Source organism: Pseudonocardia yunnanensis (genome assembly GCF_039534065.1).
In the GTDB taxonomy this organism is placed as follows: domain Bacteria; phylum Actinomycetota; class Actinomycetes; order Mycobacteriales; family Pseudonocardiaceae; genus Pseudonocardia; species Pseudonocardia yunnanensis.
Genome location: NZ_BAAAUS010000013.1, coordinates 14,976 through 35,067, shown reverse-complemented (window position 1 = coordinate 35,067; position 20,092 = coordinate 14,976). Strand labels below are relative to the sequence as shown.

Here is a 20,092-nt window from a genome sequence, read left to right as displayed (position 1 = left end):
TGCTGTGAAGACTCCGCCGCCCCCTGTCGCGGTCCGGGGGCTGGTGAAGCGGTACGGCCGCACCACCGCGGTCGACGGGCTCGATCTCGATCTGGCCGCCGGATCGGTGCTGGCCCTGCTCGGCCCCAACGGTGCGGGCAAGACCACCACCGTCGAGGTCTGCGAGGGTTTTCTCCCCGCCGACGCCGGCGAGGTGCGTGTGCTCGGTCTCGATCCGGCCACCGCCCCCGACAGCCTCCGCGCCCGCATCGGTGTGATGCCTCAGGGCGGGGGTGCCTACCCTGCCGTGCACGCCACGGAGATGCTGCGGCTCGTCGCCGCGTGCTCGGCGCACCCGCTCGACGTCGAGTGGCTCACCGGCGTGCTCGGACTCGAAGGCTGCGCCCGCACGCCCTACAAGCGTCTGTCGGGCGGCCAGCAGCAGCGTCTCGCGCTCGCCTGCGCCGTCGTCGGGCGTCCCGAGCTGGTATTCCTCGACGAGCCGACCGCCGGAATGGACCCTCAGGGCCGCCGGGTGGTGTGGGACCTGGTCGAGGCGCTGCGCCGCGACGGGGTGGCCGTGCTGCTCACCACCCACCTCATGGAAGAGGCCGAGGCCCTCGCCGACGAGGTGGTGATCGTCGACCACGGGCGCGTGGTCGCGCAGGGCTCCCCCGCGGCGCTCACGGCCAACACCGACCAGCAGGAGCTGCGGTTCCGTGCGCGGTCCGGCATGGACGTCGAGGATCTCGTGGCGGCCCTGCCCGACGGGTACGGCGCGGCCGAGCCGATCGCCGGCCGCTACGTCGTGCAGGGCCGGATCGACCCCACCGTGCTGTCGATCATCACGTCGTGGTGCGCGAGGCAGGGAGCGCTCGCCGACGACGTACAGGTGGCCAAGCGCAGCCTCGAGGACGTGTTCCTCGAGCTGACCGGACGGGAGCTGCGCTCGTGACCCTCTTCCCGCCCGGCACCTTCACGCCCCGCCCCGGCGCCGGTTCGCCGCTGCGGATGCTCGCGGTGCAGTCGGTCACCGAACTGCGCCTCGCCATGCGCAACGGCGAGCAGGTGCTGCTCACCCTCCTCATCCCGATCGTGCTGCTGGTCGGCCTGAGCACCCTCGATCTGGTGCCGCTGCCGCAACCGCGGATCGCGGCGGTGCTCCCCGGCGTGCTCGCGCTGGCGGTGATGTCCAGCGCCTTCACCGGCCAGGCCATCGCGCTGGGCTTCGACCGGCGCTACGGCGTGGTCCGGCGCCTCGCCGCCACGGCGTTGCCACGCTGGCTGCTGGTCGCGGGCCGGCTGGTGGCGGTGCTGGGCGTCGTCGCGATCCAAGTGGTGCTGCTCTGCGGCCTCGCCGCCGCACTGGGGTGGCGACCCGCGGCGTCCGGCGTGGGCTGGGCGCTGCTGCTCCTGGTGCTCGGCACTGCCGCGTTCGGCTCGTTGGGGATCCTCCTCGGCGGGTCGGTGCGTGCCGAGATCACCCTCGCGGTGGCCAACCTCGTGTGGTTCGTGTTGCTGCTGGCCGGGGGGATCATCGTCCCGCTCGGGCTGCTCCCGGGGCCGCTCGCGGCCGTCGGTGCGGCGCTGCCGTCCGGCGCGCTGGCCGAGGGTCTGCGCGCGGCCCTGTCGGCCGGGCACGCGCCGAGTGCCACGCAGGTGCTCGTGCTGCTGCTCTGGACGGCAGCGGCATCCCTGCTGGCAGTGCGCACGGTCAAGCTGCGCTGATCTCGGGCGAGGTCCGCTAGCGCCATTCCAACCAGCTGCCACCGGGGTGCGCCCGGCCGAGCACCGATCCGGTGCGCAGGCCCCGGCGGATGCCGACCCGACCGATCACGCCGAAGACGCCACCGCGACGGACGTCCTGCACCCATCCCGCGGGCACGTCGAGGCCCTGCACGCTCTCTCGGGCCTCCGGGCCGAGTGGCACGAGTGGATCGACCGAGATCCACTCCAGGTCGCGCTCCCGCCCGAGCTCGCCGAGGATCTGGTCGAACCGCCGCAGTTCGGCCGGCGGCAGGAAGACGTGCACGTACGCGTCGACGAGGCAGAGAAGCGCGTCCGGCGGGGTGGACGCGACGACGTCGCCCAGCACGTCGAGCAGGTTTCCGCGCACCGAGCGCGCCGGATCGGCACGTGCGACACCGGCCGCGGCCGCGAAGCGCGTGACGGCACCGGCCTCCGGCGGTACGCACGCCGCCAGCCAGGCATAGGTGTGCGGATCGGCGACGTCGAGCGGCTCGACGTCGATCCCGGCGCGGTCGGCCACCACCGGGGGATCGCGGGGCACCGGGGGCTCTCCCCCGGGCCGGACCTCGCAGGTCAGCTGCACAGGAGACGAGCGGTCCCCCACGGTCCGGTCCGGCGAGCCCACGCTGCGGTAGGTGTAGTGGTAGCGGTCCAGGTGCAGACCCAGGCCTGCACCGGTGCCGAGATCCACCAGCGCGAGAGGCCTCCCGTCCTCCTCCCCGATCGCGGCGAGGGCGGGAAGCACGTCGGCGCAGCGGGCCACCTCGTTCATCTGGTAGCGGTGGGTGGCACACAGCTCGGCGAGGCCGTCCCGTTCCGTCCGTGCGAAATCCACGAGCTCGGCGCGGAAGCCGCCGTCACGCGGCGGCTGCGGGCCACCCGGTTCCGGGTAGAAGCGCGCCAGCGCGGGCCGTCGCTGCTGTACCAGGTACGCCACGGCCGCTCCGAGCAGCAGCGGCGGCAGGCGGTCGGGCGGGATCCCGGCGGCCAGATCGAGAAGCACGTCCTCCTCCGCGATCGCCGTCAGCGTCTCGGCCGTGAGCCACCAGCTCTCGGGGGCGCCCTCCGGCGACCAGGCGGCGGCGATGGCGCGGGCCTGCCCGGCCACGTCCTCCGGCGGCGTCCCCGGCGCCGTCATGCCGAGAACCGTTCCGGGTAGAGCAGCTTCGCGATCTGCAGGAACGTCTCCAGGCCGACCCCGTCGACGTTCGACGCCTTGTTGGCGACCACGACGATGATGGCGCCGGTCTCCGGCAACTGGAACATCGCCGTGGTGAAACCGTAGATCGCGCCGTTGTGGCCGACGAAGCCGTTGATCTCGATCACGCCTGCGCCGTACCCGATCTGCAGTGGCGGCGAGAGACGCGTGTTCACGAAGGCCATCTGTTCGGCGTGGGCGGCGGGGCTGAGCAGCGTGCCCGCGGCCAGCGCACCCGCCCAGGCCCGCAGCCCCTCGACCGTGGAGATCATCGCGCCTGCGGTGCCCGCCACCGCCGGGTCGAGCGCGGTGACGTCCCGCTCCGGCGCCCCCGGCGGGACGATCATGTAGCCGCGTGACGCGGGCGGGGGGATCTCCGGCGACGTCGGGTAGCTCGTGCCCGGCAGGCCGAGCGCGTCGACGATCTCGCGCTGGATGAAGGTGCCGGCAGGCTCGCCCGTCACGTTCTCGATGATCTGGCCGAGCAGGATGTAGTTGGAGTCGCTGTACTGCCAGGCCCCCGGCTGGCCCGGTGTGAACGCGGCCGGGCGGCTCCGCAGGATCGCGAGCACCTGGTCGACCGGGAAAGGCGCGAGCGGATCGGCGTCGAAGGCGGCGTCGAACTCCGGAGACCGGGTGTAGTCGTAGACGCCGGCCGTCATGTTCAACAGCTGCCGCATGGTGATGTCACGGCCGTTCGGGATCCCGGGAACGAACGACTGCAGCCGGTCGTCGAGGGCGAGTCTGCCCTGGTCGACGAGCATGAGCGTGGCGGTGGCGGTGAACGTCTTGGTGATGCTCGCGATCCGCACATGGTCGGCGAGGGCGAAGGCGGACCCGGTCGTGACATCGGACACGCCGTACCCCTGCACCAGACGTCCCCGCCCAGGGACCCACACCCCGACGGCCATCCCCGGCACGGCACCGGCGCGCATCTGATCGTGCACGATCCGTTCGATCCCCGCCGCGGTGGCGGGTGCGAAGGGGCTGCCGGCGTCCGCCGGTTCCAGGGGCACGAGACCGGAACCCCCGCCGGGCGACGTCGTACAGGCGCCGACGAGCGCCAGAAGCGCCACCAGCACCGCGAACGACCTGCACGAACGACCCACGAGCCCCTCCTGTCTGCGCCGGCCGAGCGCCGACACCCGCGCTCTCGGCGACCGTCCCGCGCCCGTTAGCGAGGGCTCGGACTCGTCACCCGGGCGGAAGCCGCCCGGTGCACGCGGCGGCGACCCGGCCATCTCGGTGACTCCGATCCGGCTCAGTGGTGTTTCGTGTCAGGATCGAGCCACTGCTCCGGCGGGTACCCGCTGGGCACGACACACGTCGAGGACCTCGGAGGCCCGGCTCGTCCTCGGCAGGAGGTGCGCCCCTGTCCGGTATCGACCTCGTGTTCTCGCCCGAGCTGACGCGTCGCCACCTGCTCGTCGGCTGGATACTCGCGGCCTTCCTGATCACGTTCCTCGTCACTCGCGCTGTCACGAAGGCCATCCGGCGCGGCCAGGGCCCGTTCAAGAACGCGAGCGTGGGCGGCGTGCATGTGCACCACCAGGTCTACGGCATCTTCCTGCTGCTCGTGGTCGGGACGATCGAGTTCACCTACCGCCCCGATTCGCCCTGGGTGGACATCCTGGCGGCGCTCTTCGGCGCAGGCGCGGCCCTCACCCTCGACGAGTTCGCGCTGTGGCTGCACCTCGACGACGTGTACTGGACACGGGAGGGCCGCAGCTCGGTGGACGCCGTGCTGGTCGCGTCCCTGATCTTCGCCCTGCTGCTCGTCGGCGCCGATCCGTTCGACCCCGACACCGGCGACGGGGCTCCAGGCATCGCCGTCACCGTGCTGTTCAACTTCGGGTTCGCGTTCATCGCGATCCTGAAGGGCCGCACGCTGCTCGGCGTGATCGGCGTGTTCGTCCCGCTGCTGTCGCTCTACGCCGCTTTCCGCCTCGCGCGGCCCACGTCCGCGTGGGCCCGGCGCCGCTACGACGAGCACAGGATGGCCAGGGCGCGCGCCCGCTTCCCGGCCGGGCGCCGCAACCGCTGGGACCGGCTCGTCGACGTGTTCGCCTCGGCCCCGCCGCCGGTCAGCGACCTACACCGGACGCCGTAGTCGCTGCGGAGGTGGAGGCCTTCACACCGTGGGCGAAGGAGGCCGACTCCGGGCCCCGCTGCGGCGCCTTCTGCGACTCGAGCCGCTCCACCACCCGCCGCAGGTCGTCCATCAGCAGGTCGGCGAGGTCGTGCGACATCCCGTTGCGCACGACGATCCGCAGCACGGCGAGATCGGTGACGTCGGCGGGGAACGTGTAGGCCGGGACGAGCCAGCCCTGCTCCCGCAGGCTCGCGGAGACGTCGAAGACCGAGTAGTTGGTGATGTCGTCGGCCAGGGTGAACGCGAAGACCGGGAGCTCACTGCCGTCGGTGATCAGCCGGAACGGACCGAGCTCCCCGATCCGCGAGGCCAGGGAGACTGCCACGTCGCGGCAGGTCTGCTGTACCCGCCGGAACCCGTCCATGCCCAGGCGCAGGAACATGTAGTACTGCGCGATCACCTGCCCGCCCGGGCGCGAGAAGTTCAGCGCGAAGCTCGGCATGTCGCCGCCGAGGTAGTTCACCCGGAACACGAGGTCCTCGGGCAGCGCCTCCGCGTCCCGCCAGACGACCCAGCCGACACCCGGGGGGACCAGGCCGAACTTGTGCCCCGACGTGTTGATCGAGGCCACCCGGGGCAGCCGGAAGTCCCACTCCAGATCCGGGTCGCAGAACGGCGCGATCATCGCGCCGGAAGCGCCGTCCACGTGTACGGGGACGTCGAGGCCGGTGCGCGCTTGCAGCGCGTCGAGGGCGGCGCAGATCTCGGCCACGGGCTCGTAGCTGCCGTCGAAGGTGGAACCGAGCACCGCCACCACGCCGATGGTGTTGTCGTCGCAGCGCGCCACCACCTCCTCCGCGGTCAGGTGGTAGCGGCCGGGGGCCATCGGCACCAGCCGCGGCTCGACGTCGAAGTAGTTGGCGAACTTGTCCCAGCACACCTGCACGTTGATGCCCATCACGATGTTGGGCCGGTCCGTCGGCAGACCGGCAGCCCGGCGGGCGTGCTGCCAGCGCCGTTTGAGCGCCAACCCGCCGAGCATGCAGGCCTCGCTCGAGCCGGTGGTCGAGCAGCCGGGAGCCGCCATCGGGTCGGCGGCGTTCCACAGGCGCGACAGCATCCGCACGCAGCGCAGCTCGAGGTCGGCCGTGCGCGGGTACTCGTCCTTGTCGACGATGTTCTTGTCCAGGGTCTCGGTCATCAACCGGCGCGCACCCGGCTCCACCCAGGTGGTGACGAATGTGGCCAGGTTGAGCCGGGCGTTGCCGTCGAGCATCAGCTCGTCGTGCACGATCTGGTAGGCGATCTGGGAGTCGATCCCCTCCTCGGGGAGCGCGTTGCGCGGCACGACCAGTGGCTCGGCCGCGAACACCGGGTTCACCGGGAGGGCACGGGCGGCCCCGTTGGTCTCGGAGGGCGGCTGCGCGAACGGCATGACGGCCAGCGTAAGCGCCGGGAGTGTCGGAATGTCATTACCGTGGCGCAGTAACTCTAACGAGTCATGGTGACCCTCCTGTGACCGGGCGATACTCATGGGTCCGGAGTGACTGGCCCGACTCGGGAGGGGCGATGGCGACAGCGACCCGCGCGCGCGTCGCCGTGCTGCTCGCGGGCGTCCTCACCGCGTGCGCGCCGACCGGCACGCCCCCCGCCCCGGCCCCGACCAGCACCGCAGCGCCGCCGACCACCCGCGTGCCGACGCTCGAACCCGGTACCGGCGCAACGGTGCTCACCCCGATCGCGGTGTCCCCGGTCGCCGAGATCGCCCCGGTTCTGGGCGCCGACGACCGCGTGCACCTGGCCTACGAGCTCGCCGTCACGAACCCGAGCAGCGAGGAGGTTCATCTACGCAGCGTGACCGTCCTCGACGGCACCCACGGCGACTCCGCGCTGTCCACGCTCGACGCAGATGCACTGGGCAGGCTCTTCCGTCCTGCCGGCGACTCGCCAGGGCCGAGCCTGCGGCCGGGTGAGTCCGGCTACCTCTTCGTGGACGCCACCCTGGCGCCCGACGCCCCGCTGCCCCGCCTCGTCCGCCACCGGTTCGCGGTCGCGACGCAGCCCGCACAGGCCCCGGAGGACGTGGGCCCTCGCGATGCCGACCCCGCACCCCCACCGATGCGCGACCTCGACTTCACCGGCGTCCCCGTCGCGGTCACCGGGCAGCCGGCAGTGACCCTTGCGCCCCCGCTGCGCGGATCCGGATGGGTCGTCGCCAACGGCTGCTGCGACACGATCACCTCGCACCGCGGGGCCGTCCTCCCCATCAACGGCACTGTGCACGCCGCGGAGCGCTTCGCGGTCGACCTCGTACAGCTCGACGCCCAGCGCCGGCTCTACAGCGGTCCGCCCACCGACGTCACCTCCTACCCGTACTTCGGCACCGAGGTCCTGTCGGCCGCCGACGGCATGGTGGTGACGGCCGAGGACGGGATGCCCGAGCAGACGCCCGGGAAGCGCCCCGGCGGCGTCACCGTGGAGACGGCGGCCGGCAACCACGTCGTGGTCGATCTCAGCGGGGGCCGCTTCGCCCTCTACGCACATCTGCAGCCGGGATCGCTGCGGGTACGCCCGGGCCAGCAGGTGCGCACCGGCGACGTCATCGGGCGGCTGGGCAACAGCGGCAACACCGATGCACCCCACCTGCACTTCCACGTCATGGACGGGCCGTCCCCGCTCGAGTCGAACGGGCTGCCGTTCGTCCTGTCCCGGTTCACCGGGGAAGGCGTCGTGGCCGGCGAAGAGGCCCTGGAGGAGACGACACCCGGCGTGGCCCCGGTCATCCCGGTCGACAGGGGCAGGCTTGCCGGCCCGCACCGCGACCAGCTACCGCTCAACCTGCAGATGGTCGGCTTCGGCTGAACGGCGTCACCGCGAACGCGGGTCGTCGGTATCCGGCTGCTGCTCCTCGGCGACCTCATGGGTTATCTGCTCCGCCACGGCCGGCCGGTTCCCGGCGTGCGCCTCCTCACGGAAGCGCTCCACCAGGTGCGGGTAGTGCAGCTCGAACGCCGGACGCTCCGAACGGATCCGCGGCAGCTCCGTGAAGTTGTGCCGGGGCGGCGGGCAACTCGTGGCCCACTCCAGCGAGTTGCCGAAGCCCCACGGATCGTCCACCGTGACGATCCGCCCGTAGCGGTAGCTGCGGAACACGTTCCAGATGAACGGAAGCACCGAGAGCCCCAGCACGAACGCACCGATCGACGACACCATGTTCAGCGTGGTGAACCCGTCGGTGGGCAGGTAGTCGACATAGCGGCGCGGCATGCCCTCGTTGCCCAGCCAGTGCTGCACCAGGAACGTCAGGTGAAAACCGATGAAGGTCAGCCAGAAATGGATCTTCCCCAGGGTTTCGTCCATCATCCGGCCGGTCATCTTCGGGAACCAGAAGTAGATGCCGGAGTAGGTGGCGAACACGATCGTGCCGAACAGCACGTAGTGGAAGTGCGCCACCACGAAGTAGGTGTCCGAGACGTGGAAGTCCAGCGGCGGGGAGGCCAGCACGATGCCCGTGAGGCCGCCGAGCAGGAACGTGACCAGGAAGCCCAGCGCGAACAGCATGGGCGACTCGAACGTCAGACTTCCCTTCCACAGCGTGCCGATCCAGTTCACGAACTTGACCCCGGTGGGGATCGCGATCAGGAACGTGGTCAAGGAGAAGAAGGCGAGCAGGACGGCCCCGGTGGCATACATGTGGTGCGCCCACACTGCCGCCGACAGCACGCCGATCGAGAGGGTCGCGTAGACCAGCCCCTTGTAACCGAAGATCGGCTTGCGCGCGAAGACCGGGAAGACCTCGGTGACGATGCCGAAGAACGGCAGCGCCACGATGTAGACCTCGGGGTGGCCGAAGAACCAGAACAGGTGCTGCCAGAGGATCGCACCACCGTTCGCAGGGTCGAACGCGTGCGTGCCGAGCTGCCGGTCGGCCAGCATGGCGAACAGCCCGGCCGTGAGGATCGGGAACGCGACGAGGATCAGGATCGCGGTGACGAAGATGTTCCAGGTGAAGATCGGCATCCGGAACATCGTCATGCCCGGCGCACGCATGCAGATGATCGTGGTGATGAAGTTGACGCCACCGAGAATCGTGCCGAGGCCGGCGACGATCAGGCCGGCGGTCCACAGGCTTCCGCCTGCGCCGGGCGAGAACGTCGAGCTGTGCAGGGGCGCATAGGCGAACCACCCGAAGTCGGCCGCCCCGCCCGGGGTGATGAACCCGCTCAGCACGATCAACCCGCCGAACAGGAACAACCAGTACGAGAAGGCGTTCAGCCGCGGGAAGGCCACATCCGGTGCACCGATCTGCAGCGGCACGATGTAGTTGGCGAAGCCGAACAGGATCGGCGTCGCGTAGAGCAGCAACATGATCGTGCCGTGCATGGTGAAGAGCTGGTTGTACTGCTCGTTGGACAGGAACTGCTCCCCCGGCACCGCCAGCTCACCGCGCATCAACAAGGCCATCAGGCCGCCTGCGAGGAAGAACCCGAACGACGTCGTCAGGTACAGGATCGCGATGTCCTTAGGATCCGTTGTCTTCAGCATTCTGACCAGCGTCGAACCCTTGACCGATCGGCGCGCCGGGTAGGGGCGTGCGACAACCGGCTTCGGCGAGACAGCGGTCATGAGCGGGCCTCCTGTGCATGCAGCTGCGATTCGGCCGACATCCGCGTGCGTGGACCGTATGAGCTGCGGTACCGGAATGTCGACACCCGTTCGTTGGCACTCCGGCCTTTGTTGCGGCTCATCGGGGTTCTCGGTGGCCCTGACGCGGTAGTTTCGCGCCAGGCCCGCGCCGCGAGACCGCGGCCGAGGCCGGCGTCCGACGTGGGGCGCGACGGCCGCGACGGCCTCCCGGTGACCCTGCCGGCCGGCGCCGGGCCGATGGGGGGAACCGCCCAGTGCGGCGGTGGCCGACGCCCTGACCGACGGGGCGACACGTGTCCGCGGCAGTCGCACCGCACATCAGCACCAGGGGCAGAACAGTCTCGCAGCAGAGGAGCCGAGCATGAGGATCGCGATGGTGGGCCTGGGCCGGATGGGCGCGAACATGGTGCGCCGCCTGCTCCGCGACGGCCACGAGTGCGTCGTCCACGACCTCTCCAAGGAGGCCGTGCAGCAGATGGTCGCCGAGGGTGCCGAGGGCGCGGGCAGCCTGAAAGAGCTCGTCGACGCACTCGCGCCACCCCGCACGGTGTGGCTCATGCTCCCCGCGGCCGTCACCGGCAACACGGTGACCGACCTGCTCGACCTGCTCGAGCCCGGTGACGCGATCGTCGACGGGGGCAACTCCTCCTACCGCGACGACATCGACCGGGCCGAGGTGGCCGCCGTCCACAACATCGACTACGTCGACTGCGGCACCAGCGGCGGGGTCTGGGGGCTCGAGCGCGGTTACTGCCTGATGATCGGTGGCCCCGACCGGGCGGTGGACCGGCTCGACCCCGTCTTCGCGTCACTCGCCCCCGGCGTCGGCGCGGCGGGCCGCACCCCGGGCCGCACCGGCGAGGTGTCCCGCTCCGAGCAGGGCTACCTGCACTGCGGCCCGTCCGGTGCCGGGCACTTCGTGAAGATGGTGCACAACGGCATCGAGTACGCGATCATGGCCGCCTACGCCGAGGGGCTGAACGTCATCCGCAGCGCCGGTGTCGGCAAGCACCAGGAGAAAGCCGACGCCGAGACGGCACCGCTACGCGAGCCCCGCTACTACCCCTACGACGGCATCGACCTCGCGGAGGTCACCGAGGTCTGGCGGCGCGGCAGCGTCATCGGCTCGTGGTTGCTGGATCTCACTGCCGAGGCGATGGCGGCCGACCCGCAGCTGGAGCAGTTCTCCGGCCGGGTCTCCGACTCCGGTGAGGGGCGCTGGACGTCGATCGCCGCGATCGAGGAGGGCGTCTCGGCGCCGCTGCTCACCGCTGCGCTCTACAGCCGGTTCGCCTCGCGCGGGAGCGAACTGTTCGCCGACAAGGTCGAGTCGGCGCAGCGCAAGGAGTTCGGCGGTCACGACGAGAAGCCGGCCGCGTCATGACGACGCCCACGACAGGATCGATCACGGGCCCGGGCCCGGCGGCCGACGCGCTGGTGCTGTTCGGCGTCACCGGCGACCTGGCACGCAAGATGATCCTGCCCGCTCTGTATCGGCTCACCGAGCGGGGCGAGCTGACGGTGCCGGTCATCGGCGTCGCACGGTCCGACTGGAGCTCCGACGAGTTGCGCAAGCACGTCGGGGACGCGGTGGGGGCCGTGGTGCCCGACGTCGACGGCGCGGTGCTCGAACGGCTCCAACGCAGCATGAACATGGTGGCGGGCGACTACAACGACCCCACGACGTTCGAGCAGCTCGCTGCGGCCGTTCGCGAGCAGGCCGGGCAGGACGCCTTCGTCGTGCACTACCTGGCCGTGCCGCCCTCGCTGTTCGGCACGGTGGCCGACGCGCTCGCCGCCGTCGGGCTCACCGACCGGTGCCGGCTGGTGGTGGAGAAGCCGTTCGGCCACGACCTCGCCTCGGCACGGGAGCTGAACGCGCAGCTGCGCCGGCACGTGCCCGAGGAGCGGCTGTTCCGCGTGGACCATTACCTCGGCAAGGAGCCCGTCGAGGACCTCCTGGTGCTGCGCTTCGCCAACACCCTGATCGAACCGTTGTGGGACCGCACCTGGATCGACAGCGTCGAGATCACGATGGCCGAGGACTTCGACGTGGCCGACCGCGGCTCGTTCTACGACGCCGTGGGCACCGTCCGCGACGTGGTGCAGAACCATCTGCTACAGGTGCTCGCCCTGCTCACGATGGAAAGCCCGCAGCACGACACCGCCGACGACCAGCGCGACGCGAAGTACACCCTCCTGTCGTCCGTGCGGGCCGTGGATCCGTCCGAGGTGGTGCGCGGGCAGTACACCGGCTATCGCGACGTGCGCGGGGTGGCCCCCGACTCGACGACCGAGACGTACGTGGCCCTCACCCTGCACATCGACTCCTGGCGCTGGGCCGGGGTACCCGTGCACATCCGGGCGGGCAAGGCGTTGGCCGAGACCCTGCTGGACATCGTCGTCACGTTCCGACCGCCGCCCCGCCGGCTGTTCCACGGCGAAGGGGGCAGGACGCTCGAGCCCAACCGGATCCGGTTGTGTCTGCAGCCCGATGCCGGGGTGACGTTCTTCCTGCTCGCGAAGCAACCCGGTGGCGGCGACATCGCGACGGAGCTGCCGATGGGGGTCGACTTCCGGCAGGCGCTCGGCCCGGTGCACGAGGCGTACGAGCGGATCTTCGCCGACGCCCTCGCCGGGGATCCCACCCATTTCGCGCGGATGGACTCCCTGGAGGAGGCCTGGCGAATCGTCGAACCGATCCTCGACCCGGGCACAGCGCCTCTGCCCTACGCCCCCGGCACGTGGGGCCCGACGTGACCGGCGACCGGGCCGGAGGTCGCCGGGGACGGCGGTGGCAGGACACGTGACCGACGAACGCCGCCGGCCGCGGCTGTTGGGGCGGCCGGCGGCGTTCCTGCACGAGCGCGACCCCGGGCTCCTCATCGTCCACCGCGCGTTGCGCGTCACCATTGCCGCCAGCTCGGGCTTCTTCCTGTGCCTCTATCTGGTCGGCGACGTGAACACCGGCGTCTACGCGCTGTTCGCGACGGTCGCGCTGGGTGCGTTGTCAGAGGTCAGCGGAACGCCGGCCCAGCGCACCCGCACCTACATCGGTGCCCTCGTCGTCGGTCTGGCACTGGCGTCGCTCGGCACGGTTCTCGCCGTGAACACCTGGGCCGCCGCGGCCGGGATGCTGGTGGTCGGGTTCCTGGTGTCCTTCGCCGCCGTCGGTGGCCCCCGGGTCGCCGCCGTCGCCAGCGGCCTGCAGCTGTTCTACGTGCTGCCGTGCTTTCCGCCCTACACGCCCGATCTGCTCGGCGAACGCCTCATCGGCCTGACGGTCGGGGTCGGGCTGCTCGTGCTCGCCGACCGGCTGCTGTGGCCCGCTCCGTCACCCCCGGACCTGGTGCCACGCATCGCCTACGCGGCGGGTACCGCGGCAGCGCTCGCCGACGGGCTGCGCACCTGGCTCGTCGCCGGTGTTCCCGACGTGGACGGCCGGATCGACGCCCTGCGCGCCGAGGCAGCCCGCGCCGGCGCGCAGCTGAGGGCGAGCACCCTCCCACCCGCCGCACGTCCCACCGGTCCCAGCCGCCACGACCGGAGCGTCACCCACGCGTCCCTCGCCGTCCGGGTGGTCATCGGGCGGCTCGGGCTGGCCGCCGACCGGCTGGCCGAGCAGCGCACCGCGGCCACCTCCACCGAGCAGGCCGGCGCGCCGGCACCCGCCGGGGCGCGCTCGTTGCCGGGGCAACCGGGCACGTCGCCCGAGACCGCCGACCTGCTCGAAACGGACGCGAGAGCGCTGGCGACCGTGCGCGATGCACTGCTCGGCGAGAGCGCGCCGCCGCCCAGGGACGTCATCGACCACGCGCTCTCGGGCTACGTCGAGCGCGAGACGTTCCGGCTCGCCGGTGCGGTCGACCCCGCCCCGTGGCTGCGCGGCGAGCTCGCGGTCTCCGCGGTCACGGAGTCCGTCCGGAGCCTGGTGCTCGGGGCCCGGGCCACCCTCGGCGCGCCTGCTCCGCCGCCGGCCGACACACCCGTCGACTTCTGGTTCCTGCACGCCTCCCCCGTCACGCTGTGGTGGCGGCGACTGCGGGCCCACCTGACGCCCCGCTCGGTCTACCTGCAGAACGCCATCCGGCTCGCTGTCGGCCTCGCCGTCGCGCGGGTCATCGCGGGCGTGCTCGCGCTCACCCACGGTTTCTGGGTGCTGCTCGCCACCTTGAGCCTGATGCGCACCTCGGCCGTCGCCAGCCGTGCGGTGCTCCTGCAGGCGTTCACCGGCACGATCATCGGGGCGATCATCGCGGCTGTCCTGCTGACGCTGGTCGGCCCGGAAACCCACGTCTACGCCTGGCTCACCCCGTTGCTGATGCTCGCGGCCTTCGCGGCGGGCCCACTGCTCGGGCTGGGAGCGGCGCAGGCGGGCTTCACGCTGGTCGTCTCGGTCGTCTTCGCCCAGGTGGCACCGGCGAACTGGGAGCTCGCCGAGGATCGGGTGTTCGCCGTGATCATCGGTGGCCTGGTGGGCGCGCTGATCGGGGCGGCAGTGTGGCCGCGCGGCGGCGCCGGCGAGGTGCGCCGGGTGGCCGCGGACTGCATGCGCGCCGGAGCCGACGAGATCGTCGCGTCCGCGGCGTACCTGACCGGCACGGGCCCTCCGCCCTCCACGGAACCGCTCAACCGGCTGTCGACGCTGTTCGAGTACACCTATGCCCAGTACCGCTCCGAGCCGCCCAGACCGGGCCCCGAGCCCGAATGGCTGGTCGTGCTTGCGGTCGCGAACCGCATCGCGGAGTACTCGCGGACCCTGTGCGTGCGCTACCCGGTGACCGATCCGCTGCCCTGGCCGGACTTCGGTGTCCTCCTCCGGGCGGACGCCGAGGAGGTCGCCGACGCCTACCGCGCGGCCGCGGCGGCGGTCGCGGCAGGCAAGGCGCCATCGGGGGACGCGACGGCGCTGCGCGCGCAGGTCGCCGCCCAGCACCTGGCCGTGCGCTTCGCCGAGGCGCCGGCCGCGGCGCTGCGGGCGTTCGATGGCTGGGGCTGGATCCACAGGCTCGTGGACGAGCTGGAGCGGGTGGAACAGGCCCTGGCCCCGGCCCGCCGTCCGGTCCGGAGCCCGCCCGGACGGCCTCACTCAGCTGAGTACAGGGTGTAGCGAGCCTCCCACCAGCAGTAACGCCGACCATGCGCACCGCGAGTCCCCGTTACCGGAACGAAACGCGAGGAGACGACCTGAGCAACGACCACGGAGGATGCATGGCTGAGAACGTGCTGATCGTGGGGGCGGGCCCGGTCGGGCTCACTGCAGGCGTCGAGCTGCGGCGCCGTGGGGTGGAGTGCCGGATCATCGACCGGCTTCTCGCGCCGATCCCGTACGCCAAGGCGGTGGGGGTCCAGCCCCGCACCCTCGAGCTGTGGGAGTCGGCAGGGGTGCTCGCGCGCGCCCTCGACGCCTCGACGCCGATGCGCGGCCAACTCGTGTACGTGAACGGCGAGCAGGTGGCGAGGGTGGACTTCGAACTGCCACCGGAGGTTCCGTACGGCTTCGCCGCGCTACCCCAGTACGAGACGGAGCGGCTGCTCGAGCAGCGCTACAACGAGGTCGGTGGCCACGTCGAGCGCGGTGTCGAGCTCGTGCGCTTCGAACAGGACGCCGAGGGAGTCTCGGTCAAGCTCCGCGGGCCGGACGGGGAGTCGCAGCTGCGGGCCGGGTACCTCATCGGCGCCGACGGGGCCCACAGCACGGTCCGGAAGGGCCTGGGCCTCAAGTTCGAGGGCGACGCCTTCCCCGAGCAGTACATGCTCGGGGACGTGGAGGTGGACTGGCACCTGCCCTCGGGCTACGCCGTCCGCGCCCAGCACATCGCCGACGGTGGCAATGTCGACGACCTGCTCGTCGCCATTCCGCTCCCGGGACGGCGTCGGTACCGGATGTCGATGCTGGTGCCCGAGGAGCTGTCCGCTCAGGACAACGGATCCACGCTCAGCCATGACGGCGACGGCGCCGACAAGTCCGTCGAACACGGGATGAGTGCCGGCCCCAGGCCGGAGCTGCGCCACATCCAGGCCGTGCTGGACAGGCTCGCCCCCGAGCCGACGCACGCCTCCCACCTGCGCTGGTCGTCGGTGTTCCGGATCAGCCACCGCATCGTCGACTCCTACGGCAGCGGCCGCGTGTTCGTCGCCGGGGACGCGGCGCACATCCACCCGCCCACCGGGGCGCAGGGCATGAACACGGGGATCCAGGACGCCGTCGCCCTGGCGTGGCGGGTCGCGCTCGCCGTGCACGGCGACGCGGCCGACGGACTCCTGGCCAGCTACGACGCCGAACGACGGCCGGTCGGCGAGGAAGTGGTGGGCCGCACCGTGCGACACGCTCGCGGCGGATACCAGAGCGACGATCCGGCCACCATCATGCTGCGCGAGGCCCAGCTGCTCGTGAGCTATCCCGACAGCCCCATCGTCGGCGGGGACAACGGGGCCGGGGAGCTCAAGGGCGGACCGGCGCCGGGCGAGCGCGCTCCGGACTGCCGCGGCCTGCGGCGCTCCAGCGTGGCGTTCCCCCTGCGGCTGTACGAGGTGCTCGACGGATGCCGGCACACGCTGCTCGTCTACGTCGACCAGGCGGAGCAGATCGCCGAGCTCGCCGCCGCGGGAGCGGCCATCGCGCGGCCGCGGGAACGCGACCACCTCGACGCCCGGATCGTCCTCGCCGACGGAGCGGACATCCCGGACAACATGGCCGACGGGTTGCTCGGCGGCACACCGGTGCCCGTGCTGCGCGACGCCGCCGGGGAGTTCCGCGCCGCGTACGGCGCGGTCGGCGGATGTTGCTACCTCGTGCGCCCGGACGGCCACGTCGGGTATCGGGCCGCGCGGTTGCGCGGCGACGACCTGGCGGCCCACCTCGCACTGGTCTTCGCGTGAGTTCCGACCTGGCGGCGCCTCATCTGCCGAACACCCCGAACGGGGGTATCGAAGCCTGTGGGCCCGAGGGGCCGGCGACTCTATCGTTTCCATGATGACGTCCGGTACAGATGGCCGGCATGGCGCAGACCAGCGGGAACACCGCTTGCGCAAGCTCGAGGCCGCACGTTCCGGACACGCGCTGCCCTACCGCTATCCCACCGACCACACCACCGCGGAGATCCGGGCGTCCCACCACGCGCTGGGGCCCGACACCCGCACAGCCGAGCACGTGCGCATCGCCGGCCGTGTCGAGCTCGTCCGGCACCAGGGCGGCCTGAGCTTCGCAGTCCTGCGCGACCGCACGGGCACGATCCAGCTGTTCGTCGACACGGTCGTGCTCGGGCCCGATCGCCACCACGAGTTCGACGAGCTCGACCGCGGCGACTGGGTGGGTGTCGAGGGCACGGTGATGACCACGCGGCGCGGCGAGCTCTCGATCTGCGTCCAGGACTTCGCCCTGCTGGGCAAGTCGCTGCTCGAAGCGCCGGACAAGCACCACGGCCTCAGCGACGTGGAGACCCGCTACCGGCAGCGCTATGTCGACCTCGCTGCCAACGAGCACACCCGCGAGATCTTCCGGATCCGGCACACCGCGATCCGCGCGATCCGCCGGTATCTGGAGGACCACGACTTCACCGAGGTCGAAGGCCCGGTGCTGCAGACGATCCAGGGCGGGGCGTCGGCTCGCCCGTTCGTCACCCACCACAACGCGCTCGACCTCGACATGTACCTGCGCATCGCGCTGGAGCTGCACCTCAAGCGGCTGATCGTCGGCGGGCTGGAGCGGGTGTTCGAGATCGGCAGGGTGTTCCGCAACGAGGGCATCGACACCCGGCACAACCCCGAGTTCACGATGCTCGAGGCCTACCAGGCCTTCGCCGACTACCACGACATGATGGACCTGGTCGAGGGCATGATCACGACCGCGGCGCGGGCAGCCCTCGGCGGCTCCGACGGCTCGCTGGTCGTGCACCACGGCGGGCACGCCATCGACCTGGGTGCCACACCGTGGCCGCGGGTCCGCTTCGCCGACATGATCGCCGAGAAGACCGGCGCCACCATGCACCCCGGCATGCCGATCGACGAGGCCAGGGCCGTGCTGGACCGGCTGCGCATCCCCTACGAACGCGGCTGGGGCGCGGGCAGGCTCATGAAGGAGGTCTACGACGACAAGGTGCAGCACGACGTCGTCGGGCCGGTGTTCTGCATCGACTACCCCCGCGAGGTCTCCCCTCTGGCCAGGGCGCATCGGGACGACCCCGCGTACGTCGAGCGTTTCGAGCTGATCGTCGCCGGGTTCGAGCTCTGCAACGCCTACTCGGAGCAGAACGACCCGGTCGAGCAGCTCGCGGCGTTCGAGGCGGAGGCCCGCGCCAAGGCAGGCGGTGACCCGGAGGCCGGCGACATCGACCTCGACTACATCCGCGCGCTGGAGCACGGGATGCCGTGCACCGGTGGCCTCGGTGTCGGCATCGACCGCCTGGTGATGCTGCTGGCCGGCGTCGACTCGATCCGCGAGGTGATCCTCTTCCCGACGCTACGGCCCGAGTTCGCCGCACCCGAAGGCGCCGGACCGGCGGGTGCCCTGCGTCCCGTGCTGCCTCCGACACCCGTGGCAGGCACCACCCCGGCCGGCGACGGCTCCGTGCCGACCCACGTGACGGCCCCGGTGACGGCGCTGCCCGATCTCGCCCCTGCCGCACACCCGATCCCGGCGCCACAGCGGCATCCCGAACACGGCAGGCGCGCCGTGAAGATCATCGCCGTGCTCACGGCGCTCGGCGGGGTGTTGCAGTTGCTCGCCCAGATCCCGATCGTGCACGCCCGGCTGGACGGTCGCGAGGACGCGATCGACCAGCTCTGGCTCCCGGTGGCCGGGCACGTCGTCTCGGTGATCGTCGGGCTGCTCCTGATCCTGCTGGCCGACCAGCTGGCCAAGCGCAAACGCCTGGCCTGGCGGGTGGCCGTCGCACTCTTCATCGTGGGCGGCATCGCGCACCTGTCGAAGGGCCCGCACCCCGTGGCTGTCACGATCTGCGTCGCGATGCTGCTGGCACTGGTCTGGTACCGCGACGAGTTCCGCGCCCCGGCCGACCCTCCGTCGTTGCTGCGGCTGGTCCGGTTCGTGCCGCTCTACCTGGCCGGCGTGTTCGCCTTCGGGCTCGTCGCGCTGTGGGTGGAAAGCGACCGCATCGAACCCGGGTTCACCCTGGATGGCGCGCTCGCCACCGTCGCGGGCGGGCTGGTCGGGGTGGACGGCCCGTACACCTACCGCTCCCGGTTCTTCGCCGACTTCTTCCCCACGGCGCTGCTGGCGCTCGGCATCGCCGGGCTGGTCGTGTTCGCGATCCTGCTGTTCCGGCCGCTGGTCGGGCGCCGCCCCCACACCGAGAGCGACTGGGAGCACGCCAACCGCCTCGTCCGCACCTACGGGTGGGACACCCTCGCCTACTTCTCTCTGCGCGACGACAAGAGCTTCTTCTTCTCCTCCGACGGCGAGGCGGTGCTCGCCTACACCTACCTCGGCGGCTACGCACTGGTCTCCGCCGATCCGATCGGGGCGCCGGAGTCGGTGGTGCGGGCGCTCGACGAGTTCCTCGACATGTGCGACGAGCGCGCCTGGAACCCCGCGTTCCTCGCCGTGCGCGAGGCCAGCATGCCGCTCTACGCCTCCCGCGGCTTCACCAGCTTCTACCTGGGCGACGAGGCCATCCTCGACTGCGCGCGGTTCACCCTCGACGGCCCGGGGCGCAAGAGCCTGCGGGCCGCGGTGCGCCGCGTCGGACGGACCCACCGCTTCCAGCTCATCGCCGAGTCCAACGCCCCGCCACGCCTGGTGGAGCAGCTCAACGCGATCAGTGCGAAGTGGCGGGGCAAGGCACCCGAGCGCGGGTTCACGATGTCGCTGTCGCAGGACGTCACCGGCGCCGGCGCGAACCAGGAGTTCCTGCTCTGCGTCGCCCTGGACGAGAACGGCGTCCCGGGCGGGTTCCTGCGCGTGGTGCCGGCCTACGGCCCATCGTTCGGCTACACGCTCGACCTCATGCGCCACGACCCGGACGCCCCCAACGGGATGACGGAGTTCCTCATCGCCGGCGCCGCCGCGGCGCTGGGGCAGCGCGGTGTGCGGCGCCTCTCGATGAACTTCGCGATGTGGGGCCGCCTCTTCGCCGACGACATCCCGTTCAGCCCCGCCCAGCGTGCGGCCCGCTGGGCGGTCGGCGTGCTCAACCCGTTCTTCCAGATCAGGTCGTTGCACGACTTCAACGCCAAGTTCGACCCCGAGTGGCTGCCCCGCGTGCTCGCCTACCGCCACCACATCGACCTGCCGCGCGTCGGGCTGCTCTACGCCGGCGCCGAGGGCTTCCTCGCCGTGCCCGTGATCGGGGAGCTGCTGGTGCCCAAGGCCGTCGGGGGCGTGACCGCGCCGTCGGGCCCCGGCGCCACTACGGGCACGACCGTGGCCTGAGCCCTGTCCGTCGGGTCCGGGTCGTCGACACCGT

The 20,092-nt window shown here is 71.6% G+C and carries 13 protein-coding genes; 9 read left to right on the top strand and 4 right to left on the bottom strand.

The genetic code is table 11. From position 1 onward, the window contains the following. Nucleotides 1-4 precede the first annotated feature (4 nt). Nucleotides 5-934, top strand: coding sequence for an ABC transporter ATP-binding protein (locus tag ABD743_RS13905; protein ID WP_344722451.1), 930 nt, complete (start codon nt 5-7; stop codon nt 932-934). A 56-nt stretch (nt 935-990) separates the two neighbouring features. After that, nucleotides 991-1,707, top strand: coding sequence for an ABC transporter permease (locus ABD743_RS13900; RefSeq protein ID WP_344722792.1), 717 nt, complete (start codon nt 991-993; stop codon nt 1,705-1,707). A 16-nt stretch (nt 1,708-1,723) separates the two neighbouring features. On the opposite strand, the gene ABD743_RS13895 is transcribed toward ABD743_RS13900, so the two are convergent. Beyond that, nucleotides 1,724-2,866, bottom strand: coding sequence for a DUF2332 family protein (locus ABD743_RS13895; RefSeq protein WP_344722450.1), 1,143 nt, complete (start codon nt 2,864-2,866; stop codon nt 1,724-1,726). Continuing rightward, a complete protein-coding gene (locus ABD743_RS13890; protein WP_344722449.1) occupies nt 2,863-4,035 on the bottom strand; it encodes a serine hydrolase domain-containing protein in 1,173 nt (390 codons plus the stop codon). The genes ABD743_RS13895 and ABD743_RS13890 overlap by 4 nt, the downstream gene beginning before the upstream one ends. A gap of 281 nt (nt 4,036-4,316) precedes the next feature. Between ABD743_RS13890 and ABD743_RS13885 the strand changes: the two genes are divergently transcribed. Next, nucleotides 4,317-5,036 (top strand): hypothetical protein, encoded by a 720-nt coding sequence (locus tag ABD743_RS13885; RefSeq protein WP_344722448.1) that lies wholly within the window; start codon nt 4,317-4,319, stop codon nt 5,034-5,036. On the opposite strand, the gene gad is transcribed toward ABD743_RS13885, so the two are convergent. Then, nucleotides 5,011-6,453: a glutamate decarboxylase gene (gene gad / locus ABD743_RS13880; protein WP_344722447.1), complete on the bottom strand. Its 1,443-nt coding sequence runs from the start codon at nt 6,451-6,453 to the stop codon at nt 5,011-5,013. The genes ABD743_RS13885 and gad overlap by 26 nt on opposite strands. A 134-nt stretch (nt 6,454-6,587) precedes the next feature. Here gad and ABD743_RS13875 point away from each other — a divergent pair, with 134 nt between their 5' ends. Further along, nucleotides 6,588-7,880, top strand: a complete 1,293-nt coding sequence (locus ABD743_RS13875; RefSeq protein ID WP_344722446.1) for a M23 family metallopeptidase — start codon at nt 6,588-6,590, stop codon at nt 7,878-7,880. A 6-nt stretch (nt 7,881-7,886) separates the two neighbouring features. On the opposite strand, the gene ctaD is transcribed toward ABD743_RS13875, so the two are convergent. Continuing rightward, nucleotides 7,887-9,644, bottom strand: coding sequence for an aa3-type cytochrome oxidase subunit I (gene ctaD, locus ABD743_RS13870; protein WP_344722445.1), 1,758 nt, complete (start codon nt 9,642-9,644; stop codon nt 7,887-7,889). Between the two features lie 382 nt (nt 9,645-10,026). Here ctaD and gnd point away from each other — a divergent pair, with 382 nt between their 5' ends. From gnd to lysS, 5 genes are all read left to right on the top strand, one after another. Then, the gene (gene gnd, locus ABD743_RS13865; RefSeq protein ID WP_344722444.1) at nt 10,027-11,049 is read left to right on the top strand and encodes a phosphogluconate dehydrogenase (NAD(+)-dependent, decarboxylating); all 1,023 of its coding nucleotides are present in this window, start codon (nt 10,027-10,029) and stop codon (nt 11,047-11,049) included. Further along, nucleotides 11,046-12,425: a glucose-6-phosphate dehydrogenase gene (zwf, locus tag ABD743_RS13860; protein WP_344722443.1), complete on the top strand. Its 1,380-nt coding sequence runs from the start codon at nt 11,046-11,048 to the stop codon at nt 12,423-12,425. The genes gnd and zwf overlap by 4 nt, the downstream gene beginning before the upstream one ends. Before the next feature lie 46 nt (nt 12,426-12,471). After that, a complete protein-coding gene (locus ABD743_RS13855) occupies nt 12,472-14,775 on the top strand; it encodes an FUSC family protein (RefSeq protein WP_344722442.1) in 2,304 nt (767 codons plus the stop codon). Nucleotides 14,776-14,876: 101 nt separating this feature from the next. Further along, nucleotides 14,877-16,547, top strand: coding sequence for an FAD-dependent monooxygenase (locus tag ABD743_RS13850; protein ID WP_344722441.1), 1,671 nt, complete (start codon nt 14,877-14,879; stop codon nt 16,545-16,547). 91 nt (nt 16,548-16,638) lie between these two features. Beyond that, nucleotides 16,639-20,058, top strand: coding sequence for a lysine--tRNA ligase (gene lysS / locus ABD743_RS13845; RefSeq protein WP_344722440.1), 3,420 nt, complete (start codon nt 16,639-16,641; stop codon nt 20,056-20,058). The last annotated feature ends 34 nt before the right edge of the window (nt 20,059-20,092 follow it).